23 protein-coding genes are annotated in these 23,919 nt (G+C 71.3%); 13 read left to right on the top strand and 10 right to left on the bottom strand.

Annotated elements, in window-relative coordinates:
* Nucleotides 1–300: 300 nt before the first annotated feature.
* Complete coding sequence (locus ACFY1E_RS17940) at nt 301–1,062, bottom strand: hypothetical protein (protein WP_389076753.1); 762 nt, start codon at nt 1,060–1,062, stop codon at nt 301–303.
* 336 nt (nt 1,063–1,398) lie between these two features.
* On the opposite strand from ACFY1E_RS17940, the gene purN reads away from it, so the two are divergent.
* The 4 genes from purN (at nt 1,399) to ACFY1E_RS17920 (ending at nt 5,085) form a co-directional block, all read left to right on the top strand.
* A complete protein-coding gene (gene purN / locus ACFY1E_RS17935) occupies nt 1,399–2,028 on the top strand; it encodes a phosphoribosylglycinamide formyltransferase (protein ID WP_389076750.1) in 630 nt (209 codons plus the stop codon).
* Nucleotides 2,025–3,590: a bifunctional phosphoribosylaminoimidazolecarboxamide formyltransferase/IMP cyclohydrolase gene (purH, locus tag ACFY1E_RS17930; protein WP_389076748.1), complete on the top strand. Its 1,566-nt coding sequence runs from the start codon at nt 2,025–2,027 to the stop codon at nt 3,588–3,590. Before purN ends, purH begins: the two co-directional genes overlap by 4 nt.
* Nucleotides 3,591–3,707: 117 nt before the next feature.
* Nucleotides 3,708–4,211, top strand: a complete 504-nt coding sequence (locus tag ACFY1E_RS17925) for a hypothetical protein (protein ID WP_389076746.1) — start codon at nt 3,708–3,710, stop codon at nt 4,209–4,211.
* Between the two features lie 148 nt (nt 4,212–4,359).
* Entirely contained in the window at nt 4,360–5,085 is a 726-nt protein-coding gene (locus ACFY1E_RS17920; RefSeq protein WP_389076744.1) for a family 16 glycosylhydrolase, read from the top strand.
* Nucleotides 5,086–5,104: 19 nt separating this feature from the next.
* Here ACFY1E_RS17920 and ACFY1E_RS17915 read toward each other — a convergent pair whose 3' ends face one another.
* From ACFY1E_RS17915 to ACFY1E_RS17885, 7 genes are all read right to left on the bottom strand, one after another.
* A complete protein-coding gene (locus tag ACFY1E_RS17915; RefSeq protein WP_389076741.1) occupies nt 5,105–6,766 on the bottom strand; it encodes a protein kinase in 1,662 nt (553 codons plus the stop codon).
* Between the two features lie 73 nt (nt 6,767–6,839).
* Complete coding sequence (locus tag ACFY1E_RS17910; protein ID WP_389076739.1) at nt 6,840–7,310, bottom strand: hypothetical protein; 471 nt, start codon at nt 7,308–7,310, stop codon at nt 6,840–6,842.
* 127 nt (nt 7,311–7,437) lie between these two features.
* Entirely contained in the window at nt 7,438–7,938 is a 501-nt protein-coding gene (locus ACFY1E_RS17905; protein ID WP_389076737.1) for a hypothetical protein, read from the bottom strand.
* Between the two features lie 98 nt (nt 7,939–8,036).
* A complete protein-coding gene (locus tag ACFY1E_RS17900) occupies nt 8,037–9,602 on the bottom strand; it encodes a protein kinase (protein WP_389076735.1) in 1,566 nt (521 codons plus the stop codon).
* Nucleotides 9,599–10,345: an FHA domain-containing protein gene (locus ACFY1E_RS17895; RefSeq protein WP_344404555.1), complete on the bottom strand. Its 747-nt coding sequence runs from the start codon at nt 10,343–10,345 to the stop codon at nt 9,599–9,601. The genes ACFY1E_RS17900 and ACFY1E_RS17895 overlap by 4 nt, the downstream gene beginning before the upstream one ends.
* Nucleotides 10,346–10,476: 131 nt before the next feature.
* Entirely contained in the window at nt 10,477–11,007 is a 531-nt protein-coding gene (locus ACFY1E_RS17890) for a hypothetical protein (RefSeq protein ID WP_389076732.1), read from the bottom strand.
* A 38-nt stretch (nt 11,008–11,045) separates the two neighbouring features.
* Complete coding sequence (locus ACFY1E_RS17885; protein WP_389076729.1) at nt 11,046–11,660, bottom strand: RDD family protein; 615 nt, start codon at nt 11,658–11,660, stop codon at nt 11,046–11,048.
* Nucleotides 11,661–11,907: 247 nt separating this feature from the next.
* Here ACFY1E_RS17885 and ACFY1E_RS17880 point away from each other — a divergent pair, with 247 nt between their 5' ends.
* The 6 genes from ACFY1E_RS17880 (at nt 11,908) to ACFY1E_RS17855 (ending at nt 17,959) form a co-directional block, all read left to right on the top strand.
* Nucleotides 11,908–12,762 carry a bifunctional methylenetetrahydrofolate dehydrogenase/methenyltetrahydrofolate cyclohydrolase gene (locus tag ACFY1E_RS17880; protein ID WP_389076727.1) on the top strand — a complete coding sequence of 285 codons (855 nt, stop codon included), beginning with the start codon at nt 11,908–11,910 and terminating at the stop codon, nt 12,760–12,762.
* Nucleotides 12,752–13,273: a DUF3017 domain-containing protein gene (locus ACFY1E_RS17875; RefSeq protein ID WP_389076725.1), complete on the top strand. Its 522-nt coding sequence runs from the start codon at nt 12,752–12,754 to the stop codon at nt 13,271–13,273. The genes ACFY1E_RS17880 and ACFY1E_RS17875 overlap by 11 nt, the downstream gene beginning before the upstream one ends.
* A 257-nt stretch (nt 13,274–13,530) precedes the next feature.
* The gene (locus ACFY1E_RS17870) at nt 13,531–13,986 is read left to right on the top strand and encodes a helix-turn-helix domain-containing protein (RefSeq protein WP_389076722.1); all 456 of its coding nucleotides are present in this window, start codon (nt 13,531–13,533) and stop codon (nt 13,984–13,986) included.
* Between the two features lie 366 nt (nt 13,987–14,352).
* Nucleotides 14,353–15,570 (top strand): DUF2690 domain-containing protein, encoded by a 1,218-nt coding sequence (locus tag ACFY1E_RS17865; RefSeq protein WP_389076719.1) that lies wholly within the window; start codon nt 14,353–14,355, stop codon nt 15,568–15,570.
* A 353-nt stretch (nt 15,571–15,923) separates the two neighbouring features.
* Nucleotides 15,924–16,913, top strand: a complete 990-nt coding sequence (locus ACFY1E_RS17860) for a malate dehydrogenase (protein WP_389076717.1) — start codon at nt 15,924–15,926, stop codon at nt 16,911–16,913.
* A 137-nt stretch (nt 16,914–17,050) separates the two neighbouring features.
* Nucleotides 17,051–17,959 (top strand): hypothetical protein, encoded by a 909-nt coding sequence (locus tag ACFY1E_RS17855; RefSeq protein ID WP_389076714.1) that lies wholly within the window; start codon nt 17,051–17,053, stop codon nt 17,957–17,959.
* Between the two features lie 335 nt (nt 17,960–18,294).
* Here ACFY1E_RS17855 and ACFY1E_RS17850 read toward each other — a convergent pair whose 3' ends face one another.
* Complete coding sequence (locus ACFY1E_RS17850) at nt 18,295–19,692, bottom strand: MFS transporter (RefSeq protein WP_389076712.1); 1,398 nt, start codon at nt 19,690–19,692, stop codon at nt 18,295–18,297.
* Between the two features lie 96 nt (nt 19,693–19,788).
* Here ACFY1E_RS17850 and ACFY1E_RS17845 point away from each other — a divergent pair, with 96 nt between their 5' ends.
* Nucleotides 19,789–20,715: a LysR family transcriptional regulator gene (locus ACFY1E_RS17845; RefSeq protein WP_389076709.1), complete on the top strand. Its 927-nt coding sequence runs from the start codon at nt 19,789–19,791 to the stop codon at nt 20,713–20,715.
* On the opposite strand, the gene ACFY1E_RS17840 is transcribed toward ACFY1E_RS17845, so the two are convergent.
* Complete coding sequence (locus tag ACFY1E_RS17840) at nt 20,698–21,618, bottom strand: GNAT family N-acetyltransferase (RefSeq protein ID WP_389076708.1); 921 nt, start codon at nt 21,616–21,618, stop codon at nt 20,698–20,700. The two genes, ACFY1E_RS17845 and ACFY1E_RS17840, sit on opposite strands and share 18 nt — an antisense overlap.
* Nucleotides 21,619–21,775: 157 nt before the next feature.
* Here ACFY1E_RS17840 and ACFY1E_RS17835 point away from each other — a divergent pair, with 157 nt between their 5' ends.
* Nucleotides 21,776–23,563: a hypothetical protein gene (locus tag ACFY1E_RS17835; RefSeq protein WP_389076705.1), complete on the top strand. Its 1,788-nt coding sequence runs from the start codon at nt 21,776–21,778 to the stop codon at nt 23,561–23,563.
* Nucleotides 23,553–23,918: a hypothetical protein gene (locus ACFY1E_RS17830; RefSeq protein WP_389076703.1), complete on the top strand. Its 366-nt coding sequence runs from the start codon at nt 23,553–23,555 to the stop codon at nt 23,916–23,918. Before ACFY1E_RS17835 ends, ACFY1E_RS17830 begins: the two co-directional genes overlap by 11 nt.
* Nucleotide 23,919: the final 1 nt, after the last annotated feature.

Here is a 23,919-nt window from a genome sequence, read left to right as displayed (position 1 = left end):
ACGGTCCGACCCGCCTCGGACGCCGGATGCACCGGACGGGCCGGACGGGTCGTGAGCGGCGATCGTGTTGTGGCTGTTCGGTAGCCGTTTCCTGCCTGTGGAACCCTCGCCTCGGCCGGTGGCCGCATGGCCCGGCGAGGCCACCCGGGAGTCCCGTTGGGCGGCCCTCAAGGACGTGTCCGACCCGCCTCGGACGCCGGATGCACCGGACGGGCCGGACGGGTCGTGAGCGGCGATCGTGTTGTGGCTGTTCGGTAGCCGTTTCCTGCCTGCTGATCGTGCCGCCGCGCAGGCCGTACGTCAGCCGTTCGTGCCCAGCAGTCCCCGCAGTTCCTTCGGCAGCAGCTGGGTGCAGGACTGCTTCGCCTGGTTCGTGAGGGCGTCGTTGGTGCAGTTGTAGTAGTCGCTGTACACCAACTGCGCTGTGAAGGTCGCGGCCACCAGCGCGATCGCCAGGGAGGCCGTCACCAGGCCGGTCACCGCCGCCGTCGTCTGCGGCCGGCCGCCGGGGTCGCCCGCGGGCTCGGCGCCGGTCCTGGCCCGCAGGGCGCTGATCCCCCAGTACAGGGCGAGGGCGCCCAGCAGCAGGGCCACGTACGGCCAGCTGAACAGGGCGAAGAAGAAGGCCCACATGCCGCACAGCAGGGCGTAGCGGGCGCGCCGCTGCGAGGGGTCCGTCGGGTCCCAGCGCATGCCGGAGCCCGGGGTGTTGCCGCCCTGGCCCTCGGGGCCGGGGGACGGACTGCCGGGGCGCTCACCGAAGCCGCCGGGGGAGCGGCCCGGCTGGCGGTCGCTCCACTGGCTGCCCCACGGGGAACCGGACTCGCCGGACCCGTCGCCGTTCTCCCCCTCGGCCGGGCGGCGCGGCCGCCACGGGCGGTCCGGGGTGCCCTCCGGAGGCGGGGCGAAGGGGTTGTCGTCCTCGGGGGAGTCGCCGGTCTTCCGGTCCGAGGGTGCGTCGGGCGGAGAGGCGGGGCGCTCCCGCAGCAGCACGCCGCGGTGCTCCCCTCCCTCCACCGACTGCGGGGGGAGCGTGAGCAGTCGCAGGCTGCGGTCCGGCATCAAGTGAGCGTCTTCCCCTAGGCGATACGGCAGTGATCAGGTGTTGACCAAGCGTTGATCGGTTGATCAAGCCTTGATCAGGCGTTCGTACGGCTGTCTTTGCACGAGCTTCCACTTCGGAAACGCACAGCACCACGACCACGTTCCCGACCCGGGCTCTCCCAGACGCTACCTTCCGGCCGCGCCCCCGTCCCGTGGGGGCTGCCCGGAGTGCCGGTATCGTTGCTGACGGTCGGCCGCTTCGTAGACTTCCCCGTATCCCGGGGCGCGAAGCATTCGTACGAACGTACATACGGCCGGCTGTACGGAACCGCTCCCCCGAGAAAGGGCCCCACCGTGGCCGCCAAGCCCGTGGCCAAGCGCCTCGTCGTGCTGGTCTCCGGATCCGGCACCAACCTCCAGGCGCTGCTGGACGCCATCGAGACGACCGGCGTCGAGGCCTACGGCGCCGAGATCGTGGCCGTCGGGGCCGACCGCGCCGGCATCGAGGGACTCGCCCGGGCCGAGCGCGCCGGGCTGCCGACCTTCGTGACGAGGGTCAAGGACTACGAGACCCGCGAGGAGTGGGACGCGGCGCTCGCCGAGGCCGTCGCCTCGTACGAGCCCGACCTGGTCGTCTCCGCCGGGTTCATGAAGATCGTGGGCAAGGAGTTCCTGGCCCGCTTCGGCGGCCGGTTCGTGAACACGCATCCGGCCCTCCTCCCCAGTTTTCCCGGAGCCCACGGTGTGCGCGACGCGCTCGCGTACGGCGCCAGGGTCACCGGCTGCACCGTCCACTTCGTCGACGACGGCGTCGACACCGGACCGATCATCGCTCAGGGCGTGGTGGAGGTCCGGAACGAGGACGACGAGAGCGCGCTGCACGAGCGCATCAAGGAAGTCGAGCGAAGGCTGCTCGTCGATGTCGTGGGGCGGCTCGCCCGCAACGGCTATCGCATTGAGGGACGAAAGGTAGTTATCCAGTGACCGCCGACAGCAACAAGCGGCCCCTTCGCCGGGCGCTCGTCAGCGTCTACGACAAGACCGGCCTCGAGGACCTCGCACGCGGCCTGCACGAGGCGGGCGTGGAACTCGTCTCCACCGGGTCCACCGCCGGCCGTATCGCCGCCGCGGGCGTCCCCGTCACCAAGGTCGAGGAGCTCACCGGCTTCCCCGAGTGCCTGGACGGCCGGGTCAAGACCCTGCACCCCAGGGTGCATGCGGGCATCCTCGCCGACCTGCGCCTGGAGAGCCACCGCGAGCAGCTGGCCGAGCTGGGCGTGGAGCCGTTCGACCTGGTCGTGGTCAACCTCTACCCGTTCCGCGAGACCGTCGCCTCGGGGGCGACCCCCGACGAGTGCGTCGAGCAGATCGACATCGGCGGCCCGTCGATGGTCCGCGCGGCCGCCAAGAACCACCCCTCGGTCGCCGTGGTCACCAGCCCGGCCCGCTACGCCGACGTCCTGGCCGCGGCCAAGGACGGCGGCTTCGACCTCACCACCCGCAAGCGGCTCGCGGCGGAGGCCTTCCAGCACACGGCGGCGTACGATGTCGCGGTGGCCTCCTGGTTCGCCTCCTCCTACGCGCCCGTGGACGAGTCGCAGTTCCCCGACTTCCTGGGCGCCACCTGGGAGCGCGCGCACACCCTGCGCTACGGCGAGAACCCGCACCAGCCCGCCGCCCTGTACGTCGACGGCAGCGGCAGCGGCCTCGCGCAGGCCGAGCAGCTGCACGGCAAGGAGATGTCGTACAACAACTACACGGACACGGACGCCGCGCGCCGTGCCGCGTACGACCACGACGAGCCGGCCGTCGCGATCATCAAGCACGCCAACCCCTGCGGTATCGCGGTCGGTTCGGACGTCGCGGAGGCGCACCGCAAGGCGCACGCCTGCGACCCGCTGTCCGCGTTCGGCGGCGTCATCGCGGTCAACCGCCCGGTCTCGAAGGAGATGGCGGAGCAGGTCGCCGAGATCTTCACCGAGGTCATCGTCGCGCCGGACTACGAGGACGGCGCCCTGGAGGCCCTCGCCAAGAAGAAGAACATCCGCGTCCTGAAGGCCCCGGCGGCCCCCTCGCACCCCGCCGAGATCAAGCCCGTCGACGGCGGCGCGCTCCTCCAGGTGACCGACCGCCTCCAGGCCGAGGGCGACGACCCGGCCAACTGGACGCTGGCCACGGGCGAGGCGCTCTCCGCGGACGAACTGGCCGAGCTGGCCTTCGCCTGGAAGGCCTGCCGCGCCGTCAAGTCCAATGCGATCCTGCTCGCCAAGGACGGTGCCTCGGTCGGCGTCGGCATGGGCCAGGTCAACCGCGTCGACTCCGCGAAGCTCGCCGTCGAGCGCGCGGGCGCCGAGCGGGCCCGGGGCTCGTACGCCGCCTCGGACGCGTTCTTCCCCTTCCCGGACGGTCTGGAGATCCTCGTCGAGGCCGGCGTGAAGGCGGTCGTCCAGCCGGGCGGTTCGGTCCGCGACGAGCTGGTGGTCGAGGCTGCGAAGAAGGCGGGCGTGACGATGTACTTCACGGGGACGCGGCACTTCTTCCACTGAGCGGCTTTCGCACGGCGGCGCATGCGCCCCGGCATCGTCCGCCCGAGCAGCATCCGCCCGTACGCGGTTCTCGCCGCGTACGGGCGGTCGTTTTTCCGCAGGCCCTTTGGGAGACCCGTGACCAGCAGCAAACCGGTGTGGTCCGAGCGTGAACTGCCGGCGTTCTTCAGGCGGTGGCGCACCGAATGGAAGGACGAGGAGCTCTCCCCGGGCGACTACCTCGACCACGAGGGCGGCCTGCGCTTCGTCCTGGCCGCGGCATGGCTGTTCTGCCCCGAGACGGTCGAGTACCGCGGTGGTGTGTTCCTCAAGGAGCGCTTCAGCCGGGGGACCGTGGACGACTGGTTCGCCAACCTGGGCGGCGACCGGCAGCGCATCGAAGCCGTCGTCAACCACGTCGAGTTGTGGACGACTTTCGGCAACACCCCCCTGACGGACGACGATCGGCTCGGCGAGGAGCTCCCGCAACTCGCGCTCGCGCTGGGCGAGTGCTGGCAGGGTGTCCTGTCCGCGCGACACCCCGACCGGGAGATCAGCGTCGCGGTGAGCGACGAGGAGGACGGCTCCTACGGGCCGACTCTGACCTTCTCGACATCTCCGCTCGTGCCGGGGCCCGGCTAGTCAGGCCCCACGCCGCGGCTTCAACTCCAGAAGCCAGGAAGCGATCCGTGCCGTGTATCTTGTCAAACATTGAACGGACTCCTACAGTCCGGCTGACGGGAGTGGGACCGCTCCCACACCCCCATGTCATCCGAGCAATGGAGCCGCGATGTCAGCTGTACTTCTCCGTCCGGGACGCCTGATAGTCGCCGCTTTGGCGGCACTGTCACTGCTTCTGCTGGGGCAGCCGCAAGCCCATGCGGCATCCTGGGGAGCCCCCCAGACCGTCAACTCGTGGAACGTCATCAACGCACGGTGGACCGCCAACAACGAGCTGGAGACCTACACCCCCGCCTGCGTCTGGTACGAGGGCAGCACCCTCGTCATCAAGACCTACAAGTCGGGCGGCACGTACTACTCGGGCCGCGTGGAGTCCAAGGCGCTCTACGGCTACGGCACCTACAGCTTCACCGCGAACATGCCCAACGGCCAGGGCCTCCTGCCCGCGGTCTGGGCGGCCTACCTGAACCCCTGGCTGCCCGAGTTCGACGCCGCCGAGATCGTCGGCCAGAACGCCAACACCGTCTACCAGACCTCCCACGACGTCAACAACGCCCAGACCCAGTTCTCGAAGACCAACGGCGCGGGCTGGACCAACGCGTACCACACCTACTCCTTCTCCTGGTACCCCGATCACATCGACTTCGCCGTCGACGGCACCATCACCGGCACCAAGTGGTACACCACTCCTTCGGGTGTGAAGATGCACTTCATCGTCAACACCGCCGTCGGCGGCGACTGGCCGGGCAACCCCAACGACTCGACATGGGCCACAGGGGACGGTGCGAGGTATCTGAAGGTCTCCTCGATCACGTACACCCCGTACTTTCCATAGGGGTTCCGCTTCAGGACCTTCAGGTCGAACTGCGCAGTGCCGCCCAGGTTTTGGGCCCCACCTGGCCGTCGACCTCCAGCCCCTTGTCGCTCTGGAAGCTCCGCACCGCCGCATCGGTGGCCTTGCCGAAGTCCCCGTCCACCCCTGAACTTCCCACGCTGTAGCCGCGCTTGGTCAGCATGCACTGCACCTGTACGACACGTTGGCCGCGGTCGCCGAGCTCGGTTTGCTCGGTGCCGGAGTAGTAGGTGCAGTCGGTGAGCCAGGGTGGTTTCGTGGGGGCGGCGGTCGACTTCGAGACGGTGGGGGTCGGAGCGCCGGGTGTCGTGGAGGTGGGGTGGGGAGTGGGGCTGGTGCTCTGAGTGCTGTTGCCGGACGGGGAAGGGGTGGCGGAGGCGCCCGTGTCCACCAGCTGCCCCTGCCCCTGTCCCCTCGGCTTCTCCCGCCCCTTCTCGTTCGCATTCCCGGAGGCCGAGGAGGGCCCGGCGCCGTCGTCGGCCGTGGTGACGGTGGCGGCGGCGCCCGTGGTGGCGCCGGAGGAGGACGGGCGGGTGAGCAGGAAGGCGGTCACGGCCACGGCGCACACCGCGAGTACGGCGGTGAGGGCGACGTACCGCTTCCTGCGGGGCCGGACGGGTGCGGTCGGCGTCACCGGCGGAGGCACCGGCGGGCCGAAGCCCGGTCCCGCCGGGTACACGACCCGCTGGGTCGGCGTCTGCTGAGCCTGCTCGCCCCGTACGGGGCTGTTCCGCAGCACGTCGTACGCCTGCTGCCGGGCCATGAGGCGGCCGTCCAGGGGCTCCTGCCAGGAGGTGGCCCGTGGGTGTGCGGCGGCGGCGTCGATGAGGTCCTGGGGGCCGGGCCGTAGCGCGGGGTCCTTGTTGAGGCAGGCCGTCAGCAGCGCGGCCAGGGCGGGATCGGCGGTGGCAACCCGGGCCATGACCTCGGCGTTTGGCTGCTCGGAGGCGACGCGGTGCAGGACGTCCATTCCGGTGCCGTCGCCGAAGGGTGCGTGGCCGGTGAGCGCGTGGACGACGGTGCTCGCGAAACAGAACACATCGGACGCCGTGTCGCAGCGGCCGTCCCTGAGGTACTCCGGGGACATGAAGGCCGGGGTGCCGACCCGGCTGCCGGTGGTGGTGATCGCGCTGGAGTCCACCGCCTGGGCGATGCCGAAGTCGATGACGTGCGCGCCCTGCCGGGTCAGCAGCACGTTCGAGGGCTTGAAGTCCCGGTGCACGATCCCGACGGCGGCCAGCGCGCCCAGCGCTCGGCCGAGATCCGCCACCAGCCGCCATGCCCCTGCCGGCTCCAGCACGCCGCAGTCCCGTACCGCGTCCGCAAGATTGAGTCCCGGCAGATACGCGGTCGCCATCCACAGCAACTCGCTGTCCGCCTCGAACCCCGTACCGAAGAGCTCCGGCGTGTACGGCGCGCCCACGCGCGCGTGCACGGTCGCCTCGCGCTCGAACCGCCGCCGGAAGCGCACGTCCTCGGCGAGCTCGGGCCGAACGACCTTGACCGCGGCCAGCCCGGGCGTCCCGTCGCCGTACCGCGCGAGATAGACCCGCCCCATGCCACCGCTGCCGAGCAGCCCCAACGGCACGTACGGCCCGATACGCACCGGATCGGCCGGCCGCAGGAGCCTCGCACACGTCTCTGCGAGGGCGGCGTCTGACATGGATCCCCCGACGTGTTCTCTGTCGACCTCGGTCACCCCGACGTGCCCTGTGGCACCGTTGGTTGACGAGAGACTATCGGGTCGCCGGATCGCGCTGCGCGACGTAGGCCGCCGCCTGTGACGCACAGGACCTCCGGGGCTTCCCGGCAGGCACCCAGGCCTCCAGCTTCTGCAGGACGCCGAACTCGTCCTCGTCGGCGCCGCCCTTCTTCTTCACGGCTTTGAGCGTCGTGTCGACGACGGTCGCCAGGTGGGGGAGGTCCTCCTTGCAGCGGGGTGCCAGTGCAGCGAGTACCTGCCGGTACTGGTCGGCAGGGCGAAGGCCGCCGTCGAGGTCGGCCAGCTTCTGTGCCGGGCCGGGTGGCGGTGACGTTCGGGTCGCCGGGGGCGCCGCCGGGCTGGTGCGACCGGCGGCAGGCTGCGCGGCCGCCGTCGAGGTGTCGTGTGTGGCGGCGCCCTCGGAGCCGCAGGCCGTGCCCGCCATCAGCACCGGAGCCACGATCAGCGCCCCCACCGCGACTGCGGCTTTCCCTCTTTTGTTCACGGTCCCCCTGTCCACAGGTCCCGCTCCCTGGTCCCGGGCGCGGCATCCGGACCGTACAACAGCCGGACGTACGCGGTCTCCGGCCCTCCCCCGAGGGAGCCGGAGACCGCTGCTGTGGGGCGCCCTGTCAGCAGGGGCGCAGGGACCAGATCGGGTCCCAGGTGGCCGTGCCCGCCTGGTACGCCGTGGACGTCCAGCGGACGCTGCCGTCCTGGTTGTAGAACCTGGCGACCGTGCCGGGCGTCTGGTTGTTGGTGAACGGGCCGTCACCGGTCCAGTTGCTGACGGTCCAGGTCTGGCACTTGTAGAAGTCGAACTTGGTGCCCCTGACGATCATGCACAGGTGGCCGTAGTCACAGGCCAGGTCCTGCGCGCCGAGCGTGTTCTTCGGGGCGCGGGTCAGGGTCAGGCCGTCGTACTCGACCTCGTCGGCGGTGGACTTGAGGGCCTTCGGGTGGCCGGCGAGCACCTGGTCGGCGGTCCGCTGGAGGCTGTTGACGCGGATGCCGTCCGGCGTCGAGGTCACCCGGGTGCCGTCCGGGGTGTCGGCCGCGGTGGCCGCGACCGTGGAGCCGGCGAGCAGGGCGGTGGCCGCGAGGAGCAGTGCGGCGGGCTTGGCGATGTTCACGTTGTTTCCCCCATGAACTCTGGTGGTCGTTCCGCCGTGGCGGAGTGGTACCACCGTGCCGCCGGCACCCGCCGGCCGGTACCTCGGAAGTCTCAGGGTCACCAACTCCCGGGTGGCGTGTACTCCTTGAGGTACTGGGTGAGCCGCCGGCAGTAGTCGCGGTACTCGGGGGGAATCCCGCGCGCTGCGTTCACTCGCTTGTACGAGGTCCGGTACGCGGCGGCGATCAGCACCCGCTTGTCGCCGGGCAGGTTGGGTGTCAGGTTCGGCTCGATGTAGCAGAGGTAGTGGCCGAGGGCCGTGATCGAGTCGGGGACCGAGAGGGGTGGCTTGGGGATCGACTTCACCGGCCGGCCGTCGGCCCTGATCCACCAGCGCAGCAACCTCGGCGTCCAGCGTGCGATGCCGTACTCGTCCTTGCCGGGGTCGGAGAGTTTCGGGTCGAAGTTGCTCTCCGCCTTGAGCATGGCCGCGATGAGGGCGGGTGTGACGTCCGCCTGGTCGCAGTGGTGAGCCGCCTCGACGATCATCGGGCGGTAGGCCGCCGGGATGTCCTGGTCCGTGCGGAGTTCGGCGGAGCCGTAGGTGGCGGGGGTGATCTTCGTCGTGGGGGAGGCGCTCCTGACGGTCGGCGGGTTGCTGCCGGAGTCCGCCCAGGTGCTGATGCCGTAGCCGAGGGCCGCGATCGCGACGGTGGCCGCCGCGGCGCTCGCGATCACCGTCGAGCGGCGTCCGAGGCGCGGGGGACGGGGCGGGCGGTCCGTGCCTGCCGCCTCCGCCACCCGGCGCAGCAGTGTGTCCGTGCCGACGCGGTCGGCGTGCGTGCGCGAGAGACAGTCGCGGACGATCTGCCGCCAGGCGTCCGGGAGTTCGGGCGAGAGGCGCAGCTCGTCGGTGCCGCGGGCGTAGGCGGCGGCCGCGTCGCGGCGGGCGGTCGGGGTGCCGCCGGGGAGGGGGAAGGAGTCGGTCAGCACCAGATGCGCCAGGACACCGAAGGCCCACACGTCGGCGGAGGGGCGGATCTGGCGGCCGCGGGTGCCGATCTCCGACCAGAGGAGTTCGGGAGGGGTGTAGTCGGGCGTCGAGAAGGCGGGGGTGTACGCGTGCGTGCCTTCCAGCTCCGCCGCCATGTTGAAGTCGGCGAGCCGTGCCGAACCGTCCTTCATCAGCAGCACGTTGGCCGGTTTCAGGTCACCGTGCACCCAGCCCGCGCGGTGCAGCTGGGCCAGGCCCTCGCAGATCTGCGCGAGCAGCGCCGGCCCGGCCTCCGGTCGCGGCGAGTGCGCGAGCAGCGCCGCCAGGGAGCGTTCCGCCTTCTCCAGTACGAGGACGGTGGCGCCGTCCAGCTCCGGCCGGCCGGGGTCGTCGACCGTGAGGGTGCCGTACATCCGGATCAGGCGCGGCTGCTTCAGACGGCGGTGCAACTCGACCTCGCGCTCGACGAGTTCGCGCAGATGAGCGAGTTGGCGGGGGGTTCCGGTGCCGGTCGGCAGGAACTTCAGGGCGGCCGTGCGGGGCAGTTCCTCGCCGGTGCCCGCCAGGTCGTCGCCCGTGCGTCTGCCCTCGTACACGCTCCCGAAGGCGCCCGTCGCGATCGGGTCCCGCACCTCCCAGACACCCACCCGGTACCCCTTGGGCACCGGCACGGCGTACGGCTCGGTCACCGGACCGCCCGGCCGGACGGGGAGGCGGCCAGGACCACCAGGTCGTCCTCGCGGACAAGGTCGAAGCGGAGTGCCAGCGAGACCAGCGACTCCTTTTTGCCGTTGAGACGCGGGCCGGTGTCCGCCTCGTCCGGACCCGGCTTCAGACGCAGCTTCACCGCCAGGTAGTCGATGTTCCACTGCACCGAAGTGCGGGACGCGGCCGGCCAGTTGGGTCGCAGGCGGTCCACGACCTGGTCGACGGTGGGCAGGGGCGCGTGCGGTTCGCCGCGCAGGCGCGGTTCGCACAGGGCCGCGAGGACCGCGAAGTAGCGCTTGGTGCGGTCGACGGAGAAAGCGGGGGCGGTGGTCGCACCGTCGAGGCCGCCCTCGGAGTGGAGGTAGTCGTGGCGCGGTGCCCACACCTCGACGGCCAGCAGGTCACCGGCGGCCGGCAGCACGATCCGTGAGAACTCGAAGGGGACGGGGGCGTCGAGGCGGCCCGGGCCGACCTTCACGTGCTCGCCGGCGCCCTCCGGGTTCTCCACGACGTACGTCTGCTCCCGGCTGAGGTTGCTCAGTATCCAGAAGGCGCCCTGCGCGGTGATCTCACCGGCCCTGCGGGAGACGCCCTTGTGGGGGATCTCCACGTCGCAGTCGGCGCTGCGCCCGAACGTCAGCCGCTCGCCGGGCGCGAGCTTGAGCTGGGTGCGAGTGGACTGGTCCTCCGTGGTCGGCGGAGGTACCACGATGATGCTGTACAAGGTGCGTCTCCCGTGCCTGCCGGCTACCCACGTCAGAGTAGGGCGACGCACCAGGGCCGTGTCCCCCTCGGACGGGGAGACACGGCCCTTGGCGGTTTATTGGCGCGAACTGTTCAGTGGCGCCGGGGTGTTCACTGGCGTACGCGGTTGAACCAGGCGGTTCCGTTCGCGTTGCCGGCGAACACGGCTATCAGGATGCCGAGGACCGTGTGGAGAAGGCCCACGACGACGAAGGGGTAGATCCCGAGCATCGCGGTGATGACGCCGAAGACGATGGCCGTGATCCGGACACGGTTGCCGCCGTCGCTGAACTTCAACGCCAGCACGGCCGCGAACACCGCCCAGGCCAGCGCGAACACCACCAGCGCCCACAGCACGCCGGACGAGTACTCCTTGATCTTCTCGAAGGAGGCGTCGTCCTCGACGCCGGCGTTCGACGCCCTCCGAACCACCCCGGCGACGAAGGCGAACAGGGCCACACCGATGAGCTGCAGGGGAACGATCACCCACAGCAGCACGCGACCCACGCTCACGGTGCCCGGCATCGTCGTCATCACGGGAGTGCCGCCGTAGGGGCCGACCGGGGGAGCAGCGGGGTAGCCGTAGCCCGGCTGCTGGCCCTGTTGCGGGCCGTAGGGGTTGTGGGGGCCGCCGAAACTCATGGGGAGTGTTCCTCCGGGAAATGGGGTGGAGCAGCGCTTCAGTTCGTACGGATCACGATCGACGAGCAGACCTTGTCGGCGAACGTCTGACGCTTGGCGTCCCAGGCCGGCCACAGCCAGCCGAGGTAGCAGGCGAGGCTGTCCAGGAAGTGCGCGAGCCGGCGCACGAAGGCCATGCCGACGCCCAGGGGCTGCCCGTCGGCCTCCCGCACCAGGCGGATGCCGAGCGCCTTCTTGCCGACCGTCTGGCCGGTCTGGCCTTCCTTGATCAGCTGCCAGATCGCCACGCCGAAGATGGCGAGGTAACCGACGATCACCAGGGCCCAGATCTTGCTGACCCCTCCGATGGCGATGACGATGTAGCAGGGCGCGAACACGAGCACGTCGACCAGCAGACCGAGGAAACGCTGACCCCAGTTCGCGTACGGCGGCTGCATGCCGTAACCCGGCTGCTGCGGGTAGCCGTAGCCGGCCGGGGCCTGGGGCGCCTGCGGGTAGCCGTAGCCCGGCTGCTGCGGCGGCACGCCCTGCGGGGCCTGCTGCGGGTAGCCGTAGGGCTGCTGCTGACCGGGCTGCTGGGGGTAGCCGTAACCGGGCTGCTGCGGCGGCTGCTGCGGCTGGCCGTAGGGGTTGTTCGGGTCGCCGTAACTCATGGCGGGATTCCTCCGTTGCGCATATGGGGACAGTGCGGATTTGCGCGGAGGAATCACACGATGTGAGCGGTTTGCCCCCCGAACACGAACCGCGATACTGCGCCGTTCATCGTTCTTTACGGCTGCTCGCCTTGTCCAGTGGCATTTCGCATGTGTTGTGCAAGTGCAATCTTGCCGATCATGACCGTCCCGTCGGTACGGCACCCGGATTGGAACCGGGGGGCGGTCATCCGGGAGGATGGGGGGCATGACCGCCCAGATTCTCGATGGCAAGGCCACCGCAGCCGCGATCAAGTCCGATCTGACCGCCCGCGTGGCGGCGCTGAAGGAGAAGGGCGTCACGCCCGGCCTCGGCACGATCCTCGTCGGGACCGACCCCGGCAGCCAGAAGTACGTCGCCGGCAAGCACCGCGACTGCGCCCAGGTCGGCATCGCCTCCATCCAGCGCGAACTGCCTCAGACGGCGACGCAGGAGGAGGTCGAGGCGGTCGTCCGGGAGCTGAACGAGGACCCGGCGTGCACCGGCTACATCGTCCAGCTGCCGCTGCCCAAGGGCATCGACGAGAACCGGATCCTGGAGCTGATGGACCCGGACAAGGACGCCGACGGCCTGCACCCGATGAACCTCGGGCGTCTCGTCCTGAACGAGCCGGCCCCGCTGCCCTGCACCCCGAACGGCGTCCTCACCCTGCTCCGTCAGTACGGCGTGGAGATCAAGGGCGCCGAGGTCGTGGTCGTCGGCCGCGGTGTCACCATCGGCCGCCCGATGCCGCTGCTGCTCACCCGCCGCAGCGAGAACGCGACCGTGACCCAGTGCCACACCGGCACCCGCGACCTGTCCTCGCACCTCAGGCGCGCGGACATCATCGTCGCCGCCGCCGGTTCCGCCCATCTGATCCGGCCCGAGGACGTGAAGCCGGGCGCCGCCGTCCTCGACGTCGGTGTCTCGCGTAGCGCCGAGGGCAAGATCGTGGGCGACGTCCACCCGGGCGTCGCCGAGGTCGCCGGCTGGATCTCGCCGAACCCCGGCGGTGTCGGCCCGATGACCCGTGCCCAGCTGCTCGTCAACGTGGTCGAGGCGGCGGAGCGCAGTGCCGGCTGAGGCGAAGCACCCCAAGGGTGCGGCGAAGCAGCCCGAGCGCGCGGCCGAGGACCCCGAGCAGCAGGCGGAGGAGACCGTCCGCGACGCGATCAGCGCGCCCGACGCCGAGGGCAGGCCGCGCCGTGTGACGCGCCGCTTCCCGCTGTTCACGAAGGACACCGCACGTCCCGAGGGCGGCGGCCGGGCCGCTCCCGGCGATGCCCCGGCGCCCGCCCGGCAGTGGCCGATCCTCGCCGTCCTCGGCCTGGTCGGGCTCGGCCTGCTGCTGACCGCGCTGGACGTCTTTAGGGTCGGCACCCTGCTGATCGGCATCGCCCTGGTGGCCGGTGCCGCGCTGCGGTGGATCCTGCCCGACGTCGGCATGCTCGCCGTACGCTCCCGCTTCACGGACATCGTGACGTACGGAGTGCTGGGCCTCGCGATCGTGCTGCTGGCGATGATGGTGCAGCCGCACCCGTGGCTGCAGATTCCGTTCCTGAAGGACACGCTGCATTTCACGGTGAGCAGTTAGCTGCGCAGTAGGCGTCTCCTGTGCTGAGTCAGGTCGTACATCGTGTGCGGGGCCGTCGTGGCTGGTCGCTCCCCCACTCTCGGCTTCGCTCGAGCGGGGGGACCCCCATCGCGGCGGAGCCGTATATCGACACAGCCCCGCGCCCCTTTGGGGCGCGGCCGTCGCCGACGCCCGGCAACCTGCGCGGGGGAACCAACGGCGGGTCTGTGTCGTCACCTGCTCAGGACGGGCAATGCGAGATCTGGTGGAGGTGCGCGATGGGCGGCTGGCAGCCGCTGCCGGACGATCTGCCGCCGGAGGTGCGGCACTTCGTGGAGCAGCTGCGGCTCCTCAAGGACCGGACGGGGCTCAGCCTCGTCTCGCTCGGCGCCCGCACCGCGTACAGCAAGTCCTCCTGGCACCGCTATCTCAACGCCACCCAGCCGCCACCCCGGCAGGCCGTCGCCGCCCTGTGCCGGATCGCGGGCCTCGCCGACACGGAGGCCGAGCGCTTCGGGGTGCGCTGGGAACTGGCGGTGCAGGCCTGGCCGCGCCCGGCGAAACCCGCTGATGAGGAAAGCGCGACCGAGTACGAGGACGATCCCACCCTGCCCTGGTGGGACACGCCCGAAGAGACCCGTCGGCGGCCGGGCGGGCGGCTGCTGATGTACGCCGTACTGCTGCTGCTCCTCATGCTGGTGATCGCGGTCGTGGGCGTCCTCGCGCGCGGGTGAGGTGCCCCTGAGCGGGGTGAATGCGCCCGTGACGGGCGAGGTTGTCCGTGTGTGTCTCCGGTGTCGATGTATTGACAAGTTTGCGGAATTGACACGGGGTTGTTCGCTGAGGGCCCTAAGGTGGGCAGGTCCGGCCGGACGGCGGAGGGGGCCGCCGGTGGGACATCGGACCGCGGTCGCGTCGGCGTGCAACGGAGCATGCCGAACGGCCCCAACGCTCCCGTGCGCCCCCGTCCCGGGAACTGAGATCCTTACTGGGCGCATCCCTGTGGGTAGCCAGAACGGGCACCACGCGCGGGGGAACGCGAGGAACACCAGCACCAAACCGGGGGGAAGAGGGGGGAAGCAATGCCTCGTTGGAGGGCCTTGCCGGACGAACTCGATCCGCAGGTCAGGGAGTTCGCGAGCCAGTTGCGCCGGCTCGTGGACCGCAGTGGCCTGAGCATCGCGTCGGTGGCCGACCGCACGGGCTACAGCAAGACGTCCTGGGAGCGGTATCTGAACGGCCGGCTGCTCGCGCCCAAGGGTGCGATCGTGGCGCTGGCCGAGGTCACGGGTACCAACCCGATCCATCTGACGACCATGTGGGAGCTCGCCGAGCGTGCCTGGAGCCGTTCGGAGATGCGCCACGACATGACCATGGAGGCCATCCGCATCTCCCAGGCGCGTGCCGCGCTCGGTGAGTTCGGGGCGCCTCCCGCCAATGCCAAGGCGAGCAGCAAGAGCAGCGCCACGGCCCGCAGGTCGGGCAGCGCGACGGCGACGCCGGGGATCGCGGGACCGGCGGGCGTGGCACCGACGGTGCCGCCGCAGCCGGTGGGCCCGGATGTGCGGGACGCGGCGGGCGCGGTGCGGGAGAGCGGCGCCTCGCCCGCTGCGGATGCGCCGGAGAAGTCCTCCGGCGCCAACTCGTGGGGGCTGGCCGGGTACAAGGGGCCGGCGCCGTCCGGTGCGCGTGCTCCCGGCGCCGCGGCTCCGGCGCCCCAGCCGGCGGCCGGCGGTCAGGGCTGGACGGGGCAGACGACGCCGGGTCCGGTCGGTGAGCCGCCGCAGGGCCCGCGGCCCGGCGGGGGTTCCTCCTCGGGCGGTGGCAGGCGGAAGCTGACGATGTTCCTCGCGGGTCTCGTCGGCGTACTGGTCGTGATAGCGGCCGTGTTCTATCTGACCGACAACGGCTCGGGTAAGAAGAACGAGGGCGGCGCCTCGCCGTCCCCGTCCGTCAGCGCCCGGACCGATCTGCCGGCCGGAGTGAAGTGCAGCGGCGCCTCCTGCACCGGCAAGGACGCGGAGGCGATGGGCTGCACCAAGGACGCCGCCTCGGTCACCACCGCCAAGACCGCCGTCGTCGGCACGTCCACGGTCGAGGTGCGGTACAGCAAGACGTGCGGTGCGGCGTGGGGGCGTATCACCCAGGCCACCCAAGGGGATTCCGTGCAGGTGACCGCCGGCAGGGCCAAGGAGAGCGACAGCATCACGGCCGCCGGGGACAACATCGCCTACACGCCGATGGTCGCGGTCAAGGACGCGGGCGAGGCCACGGCCTGCGCGACGCTGGCGTCCGGGCAGAAGGGGTGCACGAAGTAGCCGGCGTGGCGTGAGGCAGCGGAGTAGGGCAGCAGAAAAAAGGGGGCGGCCGCCCGTCCGGGAGAGGGGGGACTGGGGCGGCCGCCGTGGGGGGACCGACCGTGCCGGACTCCCGTGGGGGTACGGTTCGCGTGCCCGGGACGGGGGCGACTATTCCTCCCGTCCCGTTTTTCTTCTGAGCCGGTCGGGTCGCCGGTTCACTCTGTGGGACGGGCCACACGGACCCGGACGTCCGGGATCCCGGATGCGCGATAGCCTGACCGGTGGATCTCTTGATGCCAAGAGATCGATCATTTGTACGTCCGCACCCCAGGGCAAGGACGCCCACCGCCAGCTGTCATACGGAGAACGCCATGACCCGCACTCCCGTGAACGTCACCGTCACCGGCGCGGCCGGCCAGATCGGTTACGCCCTGCTCTTCCGCATCGCCTCCGGCCAGCTGCTCGGCGCGGACGTGCCGGTCAAGCTGCGCCTGCTGGAGATCACGCCCGCGCTGAAGGCCGCCGAGGGCACGGCCATGGAGCTCGACGACTGCGCGTTCCCGCTCCTGCAGGGCATCGACATCACGGACGACCCGAACGTCGCCTTCGACGGCACCAACGTCGCCCTCCTCGTGGGCGCCCGTCCGCGCACCAAGGGCATGGAGCGCGGCGACCTGCTGGAGGCCAACGGCGGCATCTTCAAGCCGCAGGGCAAGGCCATCAACGACCACGCGGCGGACGACATCAAGGTCCTCGTGGTCGGCAACCCGGCCAACACCAACGCGCTCATCGCGCAGGCCGCCGCGCCGGACGTACCGGCCGAGCGCTTCACCGCGATGACCCGCCTCGACCACAACCGTGCGCTGACCCAGCTCGCGAAGAAGACGGGTTCGACGGTCGCCGACATCAAGCGCCTGACGATCTGGGGCAACCACTCCGCCACCCAGTACCCGGACATCTTCCACGCCACGGTCGCCGGCAAGAACGCCGCCGAGACCGTGAACGACGAGAAGTGGCTGGCCGAGGAGTTCATCCCGACCGTCGCCAAGCGCGGCGCGGCGATCATCGAGGCCCGTGGCGCGTCCTCCGCGGCCTCCGCCGCCAACGCGGCCATCGACCACGTGTACACGTGGGTCAACGGCACCGCGGACGGCGACTGGACCTCCATGGGCATCCCGTCGGACGGCTCCTACGGCGTCCCGGAGGGCCTGATCTCCTCCTTCCCGGTCACCACCAAGGACGGCAAGTACGAGATCGTCCAGGGCCTGGACATCAACGAGTTCTCCCGCGCCCGCATCGACGCCTCCGTGAAGGAGCTCGAGGAGGAGCGCGAGGCGGTCCGCGGTCTCGGCCTCATCTGAACCGAGCCGAAAGGCTTCACGGTTCTGTCACGACCCTGCACGGGCCCCGTTCCGGTTCCTTCCGGAACGGGGCCCGTGGCCGTTTTCGCCGCTACCGTCAGAAGCGGTACCCAATGGGGTGATTCGGGGGGCGTGTCATGAGCGGTCGGTACGGCTACGACGACGGACGCTCCGGTTCCGGGCCGGAGCGGGAACCGAGCGAGGAGAGAGGCCAGGCGGCCTGGGCCGCCCAGCAGCCGGCGACTCCACCGCCGTGGTCGTCGGCCGAGACACAGACGGGCCAGGCGCCACCCCCGTGGGCCTTCGCTCCGACCCACACGGGCGGTGTCCTGCCGCCGACGTGGCCGCCACCGCCGCCTCCCGCGCAGCCGCGCGGCAGGGCCCGCCGTGTCCTGGCCGTCCTTGCGGCCACGCTCGTCCTCGGCGCGGGCGCCGGAGCGGGCGCCTGGTACCTCACCCGCGACCACGCGCGCGGCACCGGGGCCGTGCCCGCGACGAGTGTGAGCGTCACGGCCACGACGACCCCGCCGCAGAGTCCGACGCCCACCCCCACCGCGTCGGCCTCGCTCCTGACGTCCTCGTCCTCGTCGCCCTCGGTCGGCTACCGCCGCGCGCAGGACCCCGTCGGCTACTCGGTCGACGTCCCGAAGGGCTGGACCCGGCGTGAGGAACAGGGCAAGCTCGCGCGGATCGTCTACTACGACGCCCCCTCCGACGGCCGCCAGCTGCAGATCTTCGAGGTCACCGAACCCACCCCCTACGACTCCCTGACCCTCGCCGAGACCGACCCCGGCTACGGCTTCGCCAAGCAGCCCGGCTACCGGGTCGTCGAGCGCGACCACGGCGACACCTGGGCGGAGCTGACGTACCGCTACGACGACCAGCACAAGGGCACCCGTCAGGTCATCGACCACCGCTTCCGGTCAGCCGCCGGCACGCTCTATGCCATCCGCTCCAGTGGCCCCGCGGACCTCGCCCCGGAGCAGGTCCGGGCGCCGCTGCGGATGGCGGTGCGCTCGTTCTGCCCGGCGGGGGCGCGGTGCTGACTGTGTTGCGGGTCGCGCCCCGCACCCGCTGAGGGCGGCTGCGCAACGGCCTGCTCGACGGGTGATCGACCATCGCTTCCGTGCGGTCGACGGGATGCTGTGTGCGATCTGCTCCAGCGGGCTGGTGGGCCTCGCTCCCGAGGTGGGAGGCGTGTCGCGGAGGATCCTGCCGGGCCGGGGCACGGGCCGCGCGCACGTCGAGGGCGGGCTTCGCCCCTCCTGCTCGCCGGGTGATCGACCACGGCTTCCTGCAGCCGACGGCACCGTCTACGCGATCCGTTCCAGCGGCCCCGCGGATCCGCTGCAACGGGGGCCTGTTCGACGGAGGTCGGCGGTCATGCGATGGGCTGCTTGGGGCGGGTGGGTGAGGTTGTCGGGCGGGTGGGGGCGGTGTTTGCGTGGTGGCCGGACACGACTGCCGCCGTTGCTGCCAGGACCAGGACGCCCACCGTCCGCAGGGCCGGGCCCATGCCGTCGGTGAAGGTGGGGTGGGAGGCCAGGACCGTGCCGGTGACGGCGACGCCGAGGGCCGCGCCGATCTCGCGGGCCGAGGTGCCGAGGCCGGAGCCGAGCCCCGCCTGGTGGGCGGGGAGGGACGTGACGACGCCGAGGGTGAGGGCCGGCATCGACAGGCCCGCGCCGGCCGAGATGACGAGCAGCCAGCAGGCGTAGAGGGCGTAGGGCGTGCCCGCGTCCGCGGTGGACGCGCCGAGCAGGCCGAGGCCGATCAGAGCGAGACCGGTGCCGATGACCGGGCGGGGGCGGGACGCCCAGCGCGCCGCCAGCTTCGGGACGAGCGCCATGCCGACGATAAGCGGCACGATCGCGACCCCGGTGACGGCGGGGCCGTAGCCCTTCACGCCTTGCAGGTACTGGGAGTTGACGTAGAAGAGGGCGAAGAGGCCGAAGAAGCCGGTCGTCATGCCGAGGGTCGTGGCGCGCAGGCCGGTGGAGCGGAACATCCGGGGGTCGAGGAGGGGGGTGCGGGAGCGCAGGGCGTGGAGCGTGAAGGCGGCCGTGAGGAGGGCGCCCGCCGCGAAGACGGCCAGGATGCGCGCGGAACCCCAGCCGTACGCCGGGCCCTCGATGATGCCGAAGAGGAGTGCGACCAGGGCCGCGGTGAGCAGCAGGGTGCCCAGCGGGTCGAGATGGTTGCCGGCGGCTCGTGCCGTGCGCGGGGTGGTGACCGCGACGGTCACGGCGAGCAGCGCGGCCAGGGGGACCATCGCGCCGAACAGGGCGCGCCAGGTGAGGAACTGGCCGACCAGACCGCCGCCGAGGTTGCCGAACATGCCGCCGAGGCCGATGGCGAGCGTCCAGGAGGCCATGGCCTGTGCCCGGCGTTCCGGGCCGGCGAGGCGCATCAGGATCGACATCGTGGCCGGGGTGATCAGCGCGGCCCCCGCGCCGGAGACACCGCGCCCGGTGATGAGGAGCGCGGGGCTCGGCGCGAGCGCGCTGGTGGCCGCGCCCGCCGCGAACAGGCCGAGGCCGACGAGCAGGGCGCCCTTGCGGCCGTACCGGTCGCCGAGCGCACCGGCCGGGATCAGCAGGGAGGCGAAGACGATGACGTACGCGTCGACCGTCCACAGGATCTCGGCGTGCGAGGGATGCAGGGACGACGAACTCAGCTGCGGTATCAGGAGGTTGATGGCGGCGACCATGCTCTGGGCGACCAGGACGCAGGCGCACAGTGCCAGCAGGGTGGACCGTTTCAGGGCGTGCGGGGGCATGGCTCCTCCCGGGGAGCTCGACGGGTGGTGTGGGACGCCCTGTCACCGTAGGCTCGGTCACGTCCTGCACTCCAGTGCAAGCTTTGCAAGGGATCGATGCGTGTGACGCAATCAAGCGGTCTGGATCTGAATCTGCTGGTCGCCCTGGATGTGCTGCTGGAGGAGCAGAGCGTGGGCGGCGCCGCCCGTCGGCTGCATCTTTCCGAACCGGCGATGTCCCGCACCCTTGGCCGGATCCGCAAGGCGCTCGGCGACCCGGTGCTGGTGCGGGCCGGACGGCAGATGGTGCCGACGCCGCACGCGCTGGCCGTACGGGCCGAGGTCAGTGCGGTGGTGGAGCGGGCCCGCGCGTTGTTCGCGCCGGGCCGGGACGCGGACCTCAGGACCGTGCAGCGCACCCTCACGATCATCGGCCACGACGCCGTCCCCGCCGCCTGCGGCGCCGCGCTGTTCGCCCGCGCCGCCGAGGAGGCGCCCGGCATCCGTATCCGGTTCCTGGCGGAGAGCCATGTGGACACACCCGTCCTGCGCGAGGGGACCGCCGATCTCGAGATCGGGGTCGTGGACACCACGGCACCCGAGGTGCATGTGGAGGCCCTGCACGAGGACCGGATGGTGGGGGTCGTGCGGGCAGGACACCCGCTGCTGGAGGGCGAGCTGACCGCGGAGCGGTTCGCCTCGGAGGCCGATCACCTGACCGTGTCGCGGCGGGGCAGGCTGCACGGGCCCGTGGACACCGCCCTCGCCGAACTCGGCCTGAAACGGCGGGTGGTGGGAGCGGTCGCCACCTTCCCGGCCTCGCTGTTCATCGTCCGGGACACCGACCTCGTCGGACTGATCAACTCGTGGGCCCTGCCGTCCGCGGCAACCCTGGACCTGGTCACCTTCGAGGTGCCGCTCAAGCTCCCGTCGCTGCACCTCGGCCTCGCCTGGCATCCGCGGCACGACGCCGACCCGGCGCACGCCTGGCTGCGGCGGACCGTGCGGGAGCTGCTCGCCCAGTGGTCAGCCGGCCGGACCTGACAGCCGTTTCTCGAACCAGTGGTCGCCGTACACGTGGTCGACGTAGGCGGGGATCTCCGTGTAGCCGGACGCCCGGTACATGGCCTGCGCCTCGGTGAGGCTCGCGTGGGTGTCGAGGCGTACGACGCTGCAGCCGCGCGCGGCCGCCGCGTCCTCCAGTGCGCCGAGGATCCGGCGGGCGAGGCCGAGGCGCCGGGCCTGCGGGTGCACCCACACGTGCCGGATCTCGCCGACGCCGGGCTCCAGCCGGCGCAGCGCGCCGCACCCCACCGGGCGGCCCTCCTCGTACGCGACGAAGAACGCGCCCGCCTCCCCGGACACCTCCTCCGGGCCCACCAGGTCGGACTTGTCGAAGCCCTCGGGGAAGCGTGCGTCGATGTCGGCGGCGTACGCGTCCAGGCAGGCGCGGGCGTCCGGGGAGCCGCCGTCGACGAGTTCCACGGTGATGGCGGCCAGCCGCAGCAGACGCTGCGAGGTGGCCATCGCCTCGATCAGCTGCGCGCGCTGGCCAGGGGTGAGGGTGTCCAGCAGGCCTGCCGCGAGGGCGTTGGCCCGGCGGTTCTGCTCCTTGACCTCGACGCGTCCGGCGGGCGTCGGTTCGGCCGTGCGCAGCCGGTTGTCGTCCGGGTGGACACTGAGCCGGACCAGGCCCTGTGCCTCCAGCGCCTTCGCCATGCGGCTGAGGTAGCCGGCATCGAGACCCAGCCGGCTCCTGAGTTCCCGCAGCGAGACCCAGCCCGGGTTCTCGGCGATCTCGAACAGCAGACGGGCCTCACCGAGCGGGCGGTCCTGGCCGAGGTAGTGATCGTCCAGCGCCCCGATACGGCGGGTGAAGTAGCGGTTGAACCGGCGGAGGGCCGCCACCTGCTCCGTCGACACCGGCTCCGTATGTCCTGGCTCCATTCTTTGACCTTAGTCAAAGAATATCGGGGCGTCCATCCCTGCTCTCCGTGTTCGTCCCTTGGCATTCCGCTTCCACCGGTCCCATCCGCCCCTCTATGCTGATGGTTTGTCAACTGAACGTCTGACAACGGTCTTTCCACGCATCGGGGGAGTTCGCGTGAGCACCGCATTTGTGCCACAGCAACCGCAGCCGACGACGCCCACAGGGGCGCCGCCCACACCACCGCCCACTCCGCCGCACGCCAGCGAGGCGACCCGGCTGCTGTGCGCGGGCACCTATCTGGACTCCGGTTACCGCGACCGCGTGATCGAGGAACTGCACCTCAACGAGCAGCGGATCGTGGCGCCCTCGCTCGGCTTCGACGCCGCCCGCGTCCTCGCGCACGCCCTGCGCGCCCGCCGCCAGGAGCTGCTGTGGGCCGGGGCGATCCTCGGGCTGTGGGTGGTCGGCTCGGGCCTCAGCGGAGGGCTTCTGCTCTTCTTCTTGTGGCCGAGCGTGCTGCTCGCCCTCGCGCCGTGGGTGAGGGGGCGCGGCGAACAGCCGCCGCTGTACCGCCGGATCGCCGCGTTCCTCGTCCGCTGGTGGGGCCGTGTCTTCTTCGCGACGATACTGGTCCTGCTCGTCATCGCCGCGTTCGGCGGCGGCTCGGACGACGGCTCCTCCTACGGTTCGTACGGCTCGTACGGCTCGGACTACGGATACTCGGACTCGCCGAGCGTCAGCGATGCGCTCTCGCCGGGCAGCCTCGCCGACGCGATCAAGCCGTGGCAGGCCTGGCTCACGCTCGCCGTGTTCGCGCTCATCGCCTGGTGCGTGCACATCCAGCGGCACCAGTTCAGCCGCGCCCTGGCCGCCGAGCTCTCCCCGCAGCGCTTCCCGGACGCCGCCTCCGACCCCGCCGAGCAGGCCGAGAACCCGCGCTTCCAGCGGCTGAAGCAGCGCATCCGCATCGAGCAGCACGCACCGCTGGTCATGTACCACGAGGCGCGTCCGTTCTGCGGGGCCGGAGCGGCGTACAACACCTGGGTGCTCGCCGTCGAACTGCGGCGGGACGAGCTGAAGAAGCAGCAGCCGCTCAGCAACCGCGCGATCCTGGAGCGGATCCGCCCGCTGCTCGAACAGCTCCGCGTCCCGGCCGAGTACGCGGGCCCCGGCGTCCGCGACCGGCTGCGCTGGCTGGAGATCGACGAGTGCGTGTTCCTGCCCGTGGAGGGGCTGCTCACCCGGGACCAGGCGCCGTACACCCCGCAGGCCTTCGAGGAGCACCGGGCGCGGGCGGTCGAGGAGGGCGCCGAGAAGCGGCGGCACTTCCTGCGCATCCGCGTCGGCGGCTGGGAGGAGGAGCTGGTCGTCACGGTCTTCGTGCGCATCCACACCCAGGGCCGGATGCTGATGCTGGAGATCGCGCCGCATGTGCTGACGCCGGTGCGTGCGGAGTTCAAGGACGCCGACCGTACGGCGCACCGGTTCCGCAACAACAACGTGCTGGGCAAGGCGGCCGGCGCCGTCGTCCTGGTGCCCGCCTCGGCGGGGCGCTCGCTCGCCCAGCTCGGCCGCGGCCTGGTGTACGTGTGGCGGTTGCTGACCGGCGGATACGCGGGCGCGCTGCCCGACGGCCCGGCGCTCTCGGTGCGCGAACTGGGCTCGGTGCAGACCGGTTCGCTCTTCCAGGAGATGGACGTGGCGCGCTATCTGAAGAGCGTGCAGGACCGGGTCGCCAACGGGGTCCGGGCAGCGCTCGCCGAAGCCGGTTACGAGACCGGCGAGTTCATGCAGAAGATCGTGAACATCAGCAACGGCGACGTCAACATCGGCAACATCTCCGGCAGCAACAACTCGATCGCGGCGGGCATGCAGAACTCCGCCTCGTCGTCCTACTCCTCTGATTCCCATGTCTCGGGCGGCGCGGCGCCGCAGAAGGGGGCCGACAGCAATGGCCAGTGAACAGCCGAGCATCAGCATCGGTGACATCTCGGGCAGCAACAACGCGGTCGCCGCCGGCCACAACGCAAGCGCCGAGAGCCATGTGCACCAGGGCACGGGAGCGCAGCCGGACGAGGAGACCCGGCAACTCCTCGTGGCGGTGCGGAAGTTGCGGGAGGACCTGGCGCTGGTGAACAGCACCGAGCAGACGGTCGCGCTGGGCCAGGCGCTCGCCGACACGGAGACCGAGATCACCCGCACCGGCCAGGCGGCGCCCAACCGCCGCCAGCGCCTGCGCGAACTGCTCACCGACTCCCAGGCCCTGGTCACCTTCCTGTCCTCCGCCGGCGCCCTGGCCGGCCTCCTGGGGCGGTGAG

The organism is Streptomyces sp. NPDC001604, from assembly GCF_042893475.1.
In the GTDB taxonomy this organism is placed as follows: Bacteria; Actinomycetota; Actinomycetes; order Streptomycetales; family Streptomycetaceae; genus Streptomyces.
Note: the sequence above shows the minus strand (reverse complement) of the source record. Positions and strands in the feature narration are given on the sequence as shown.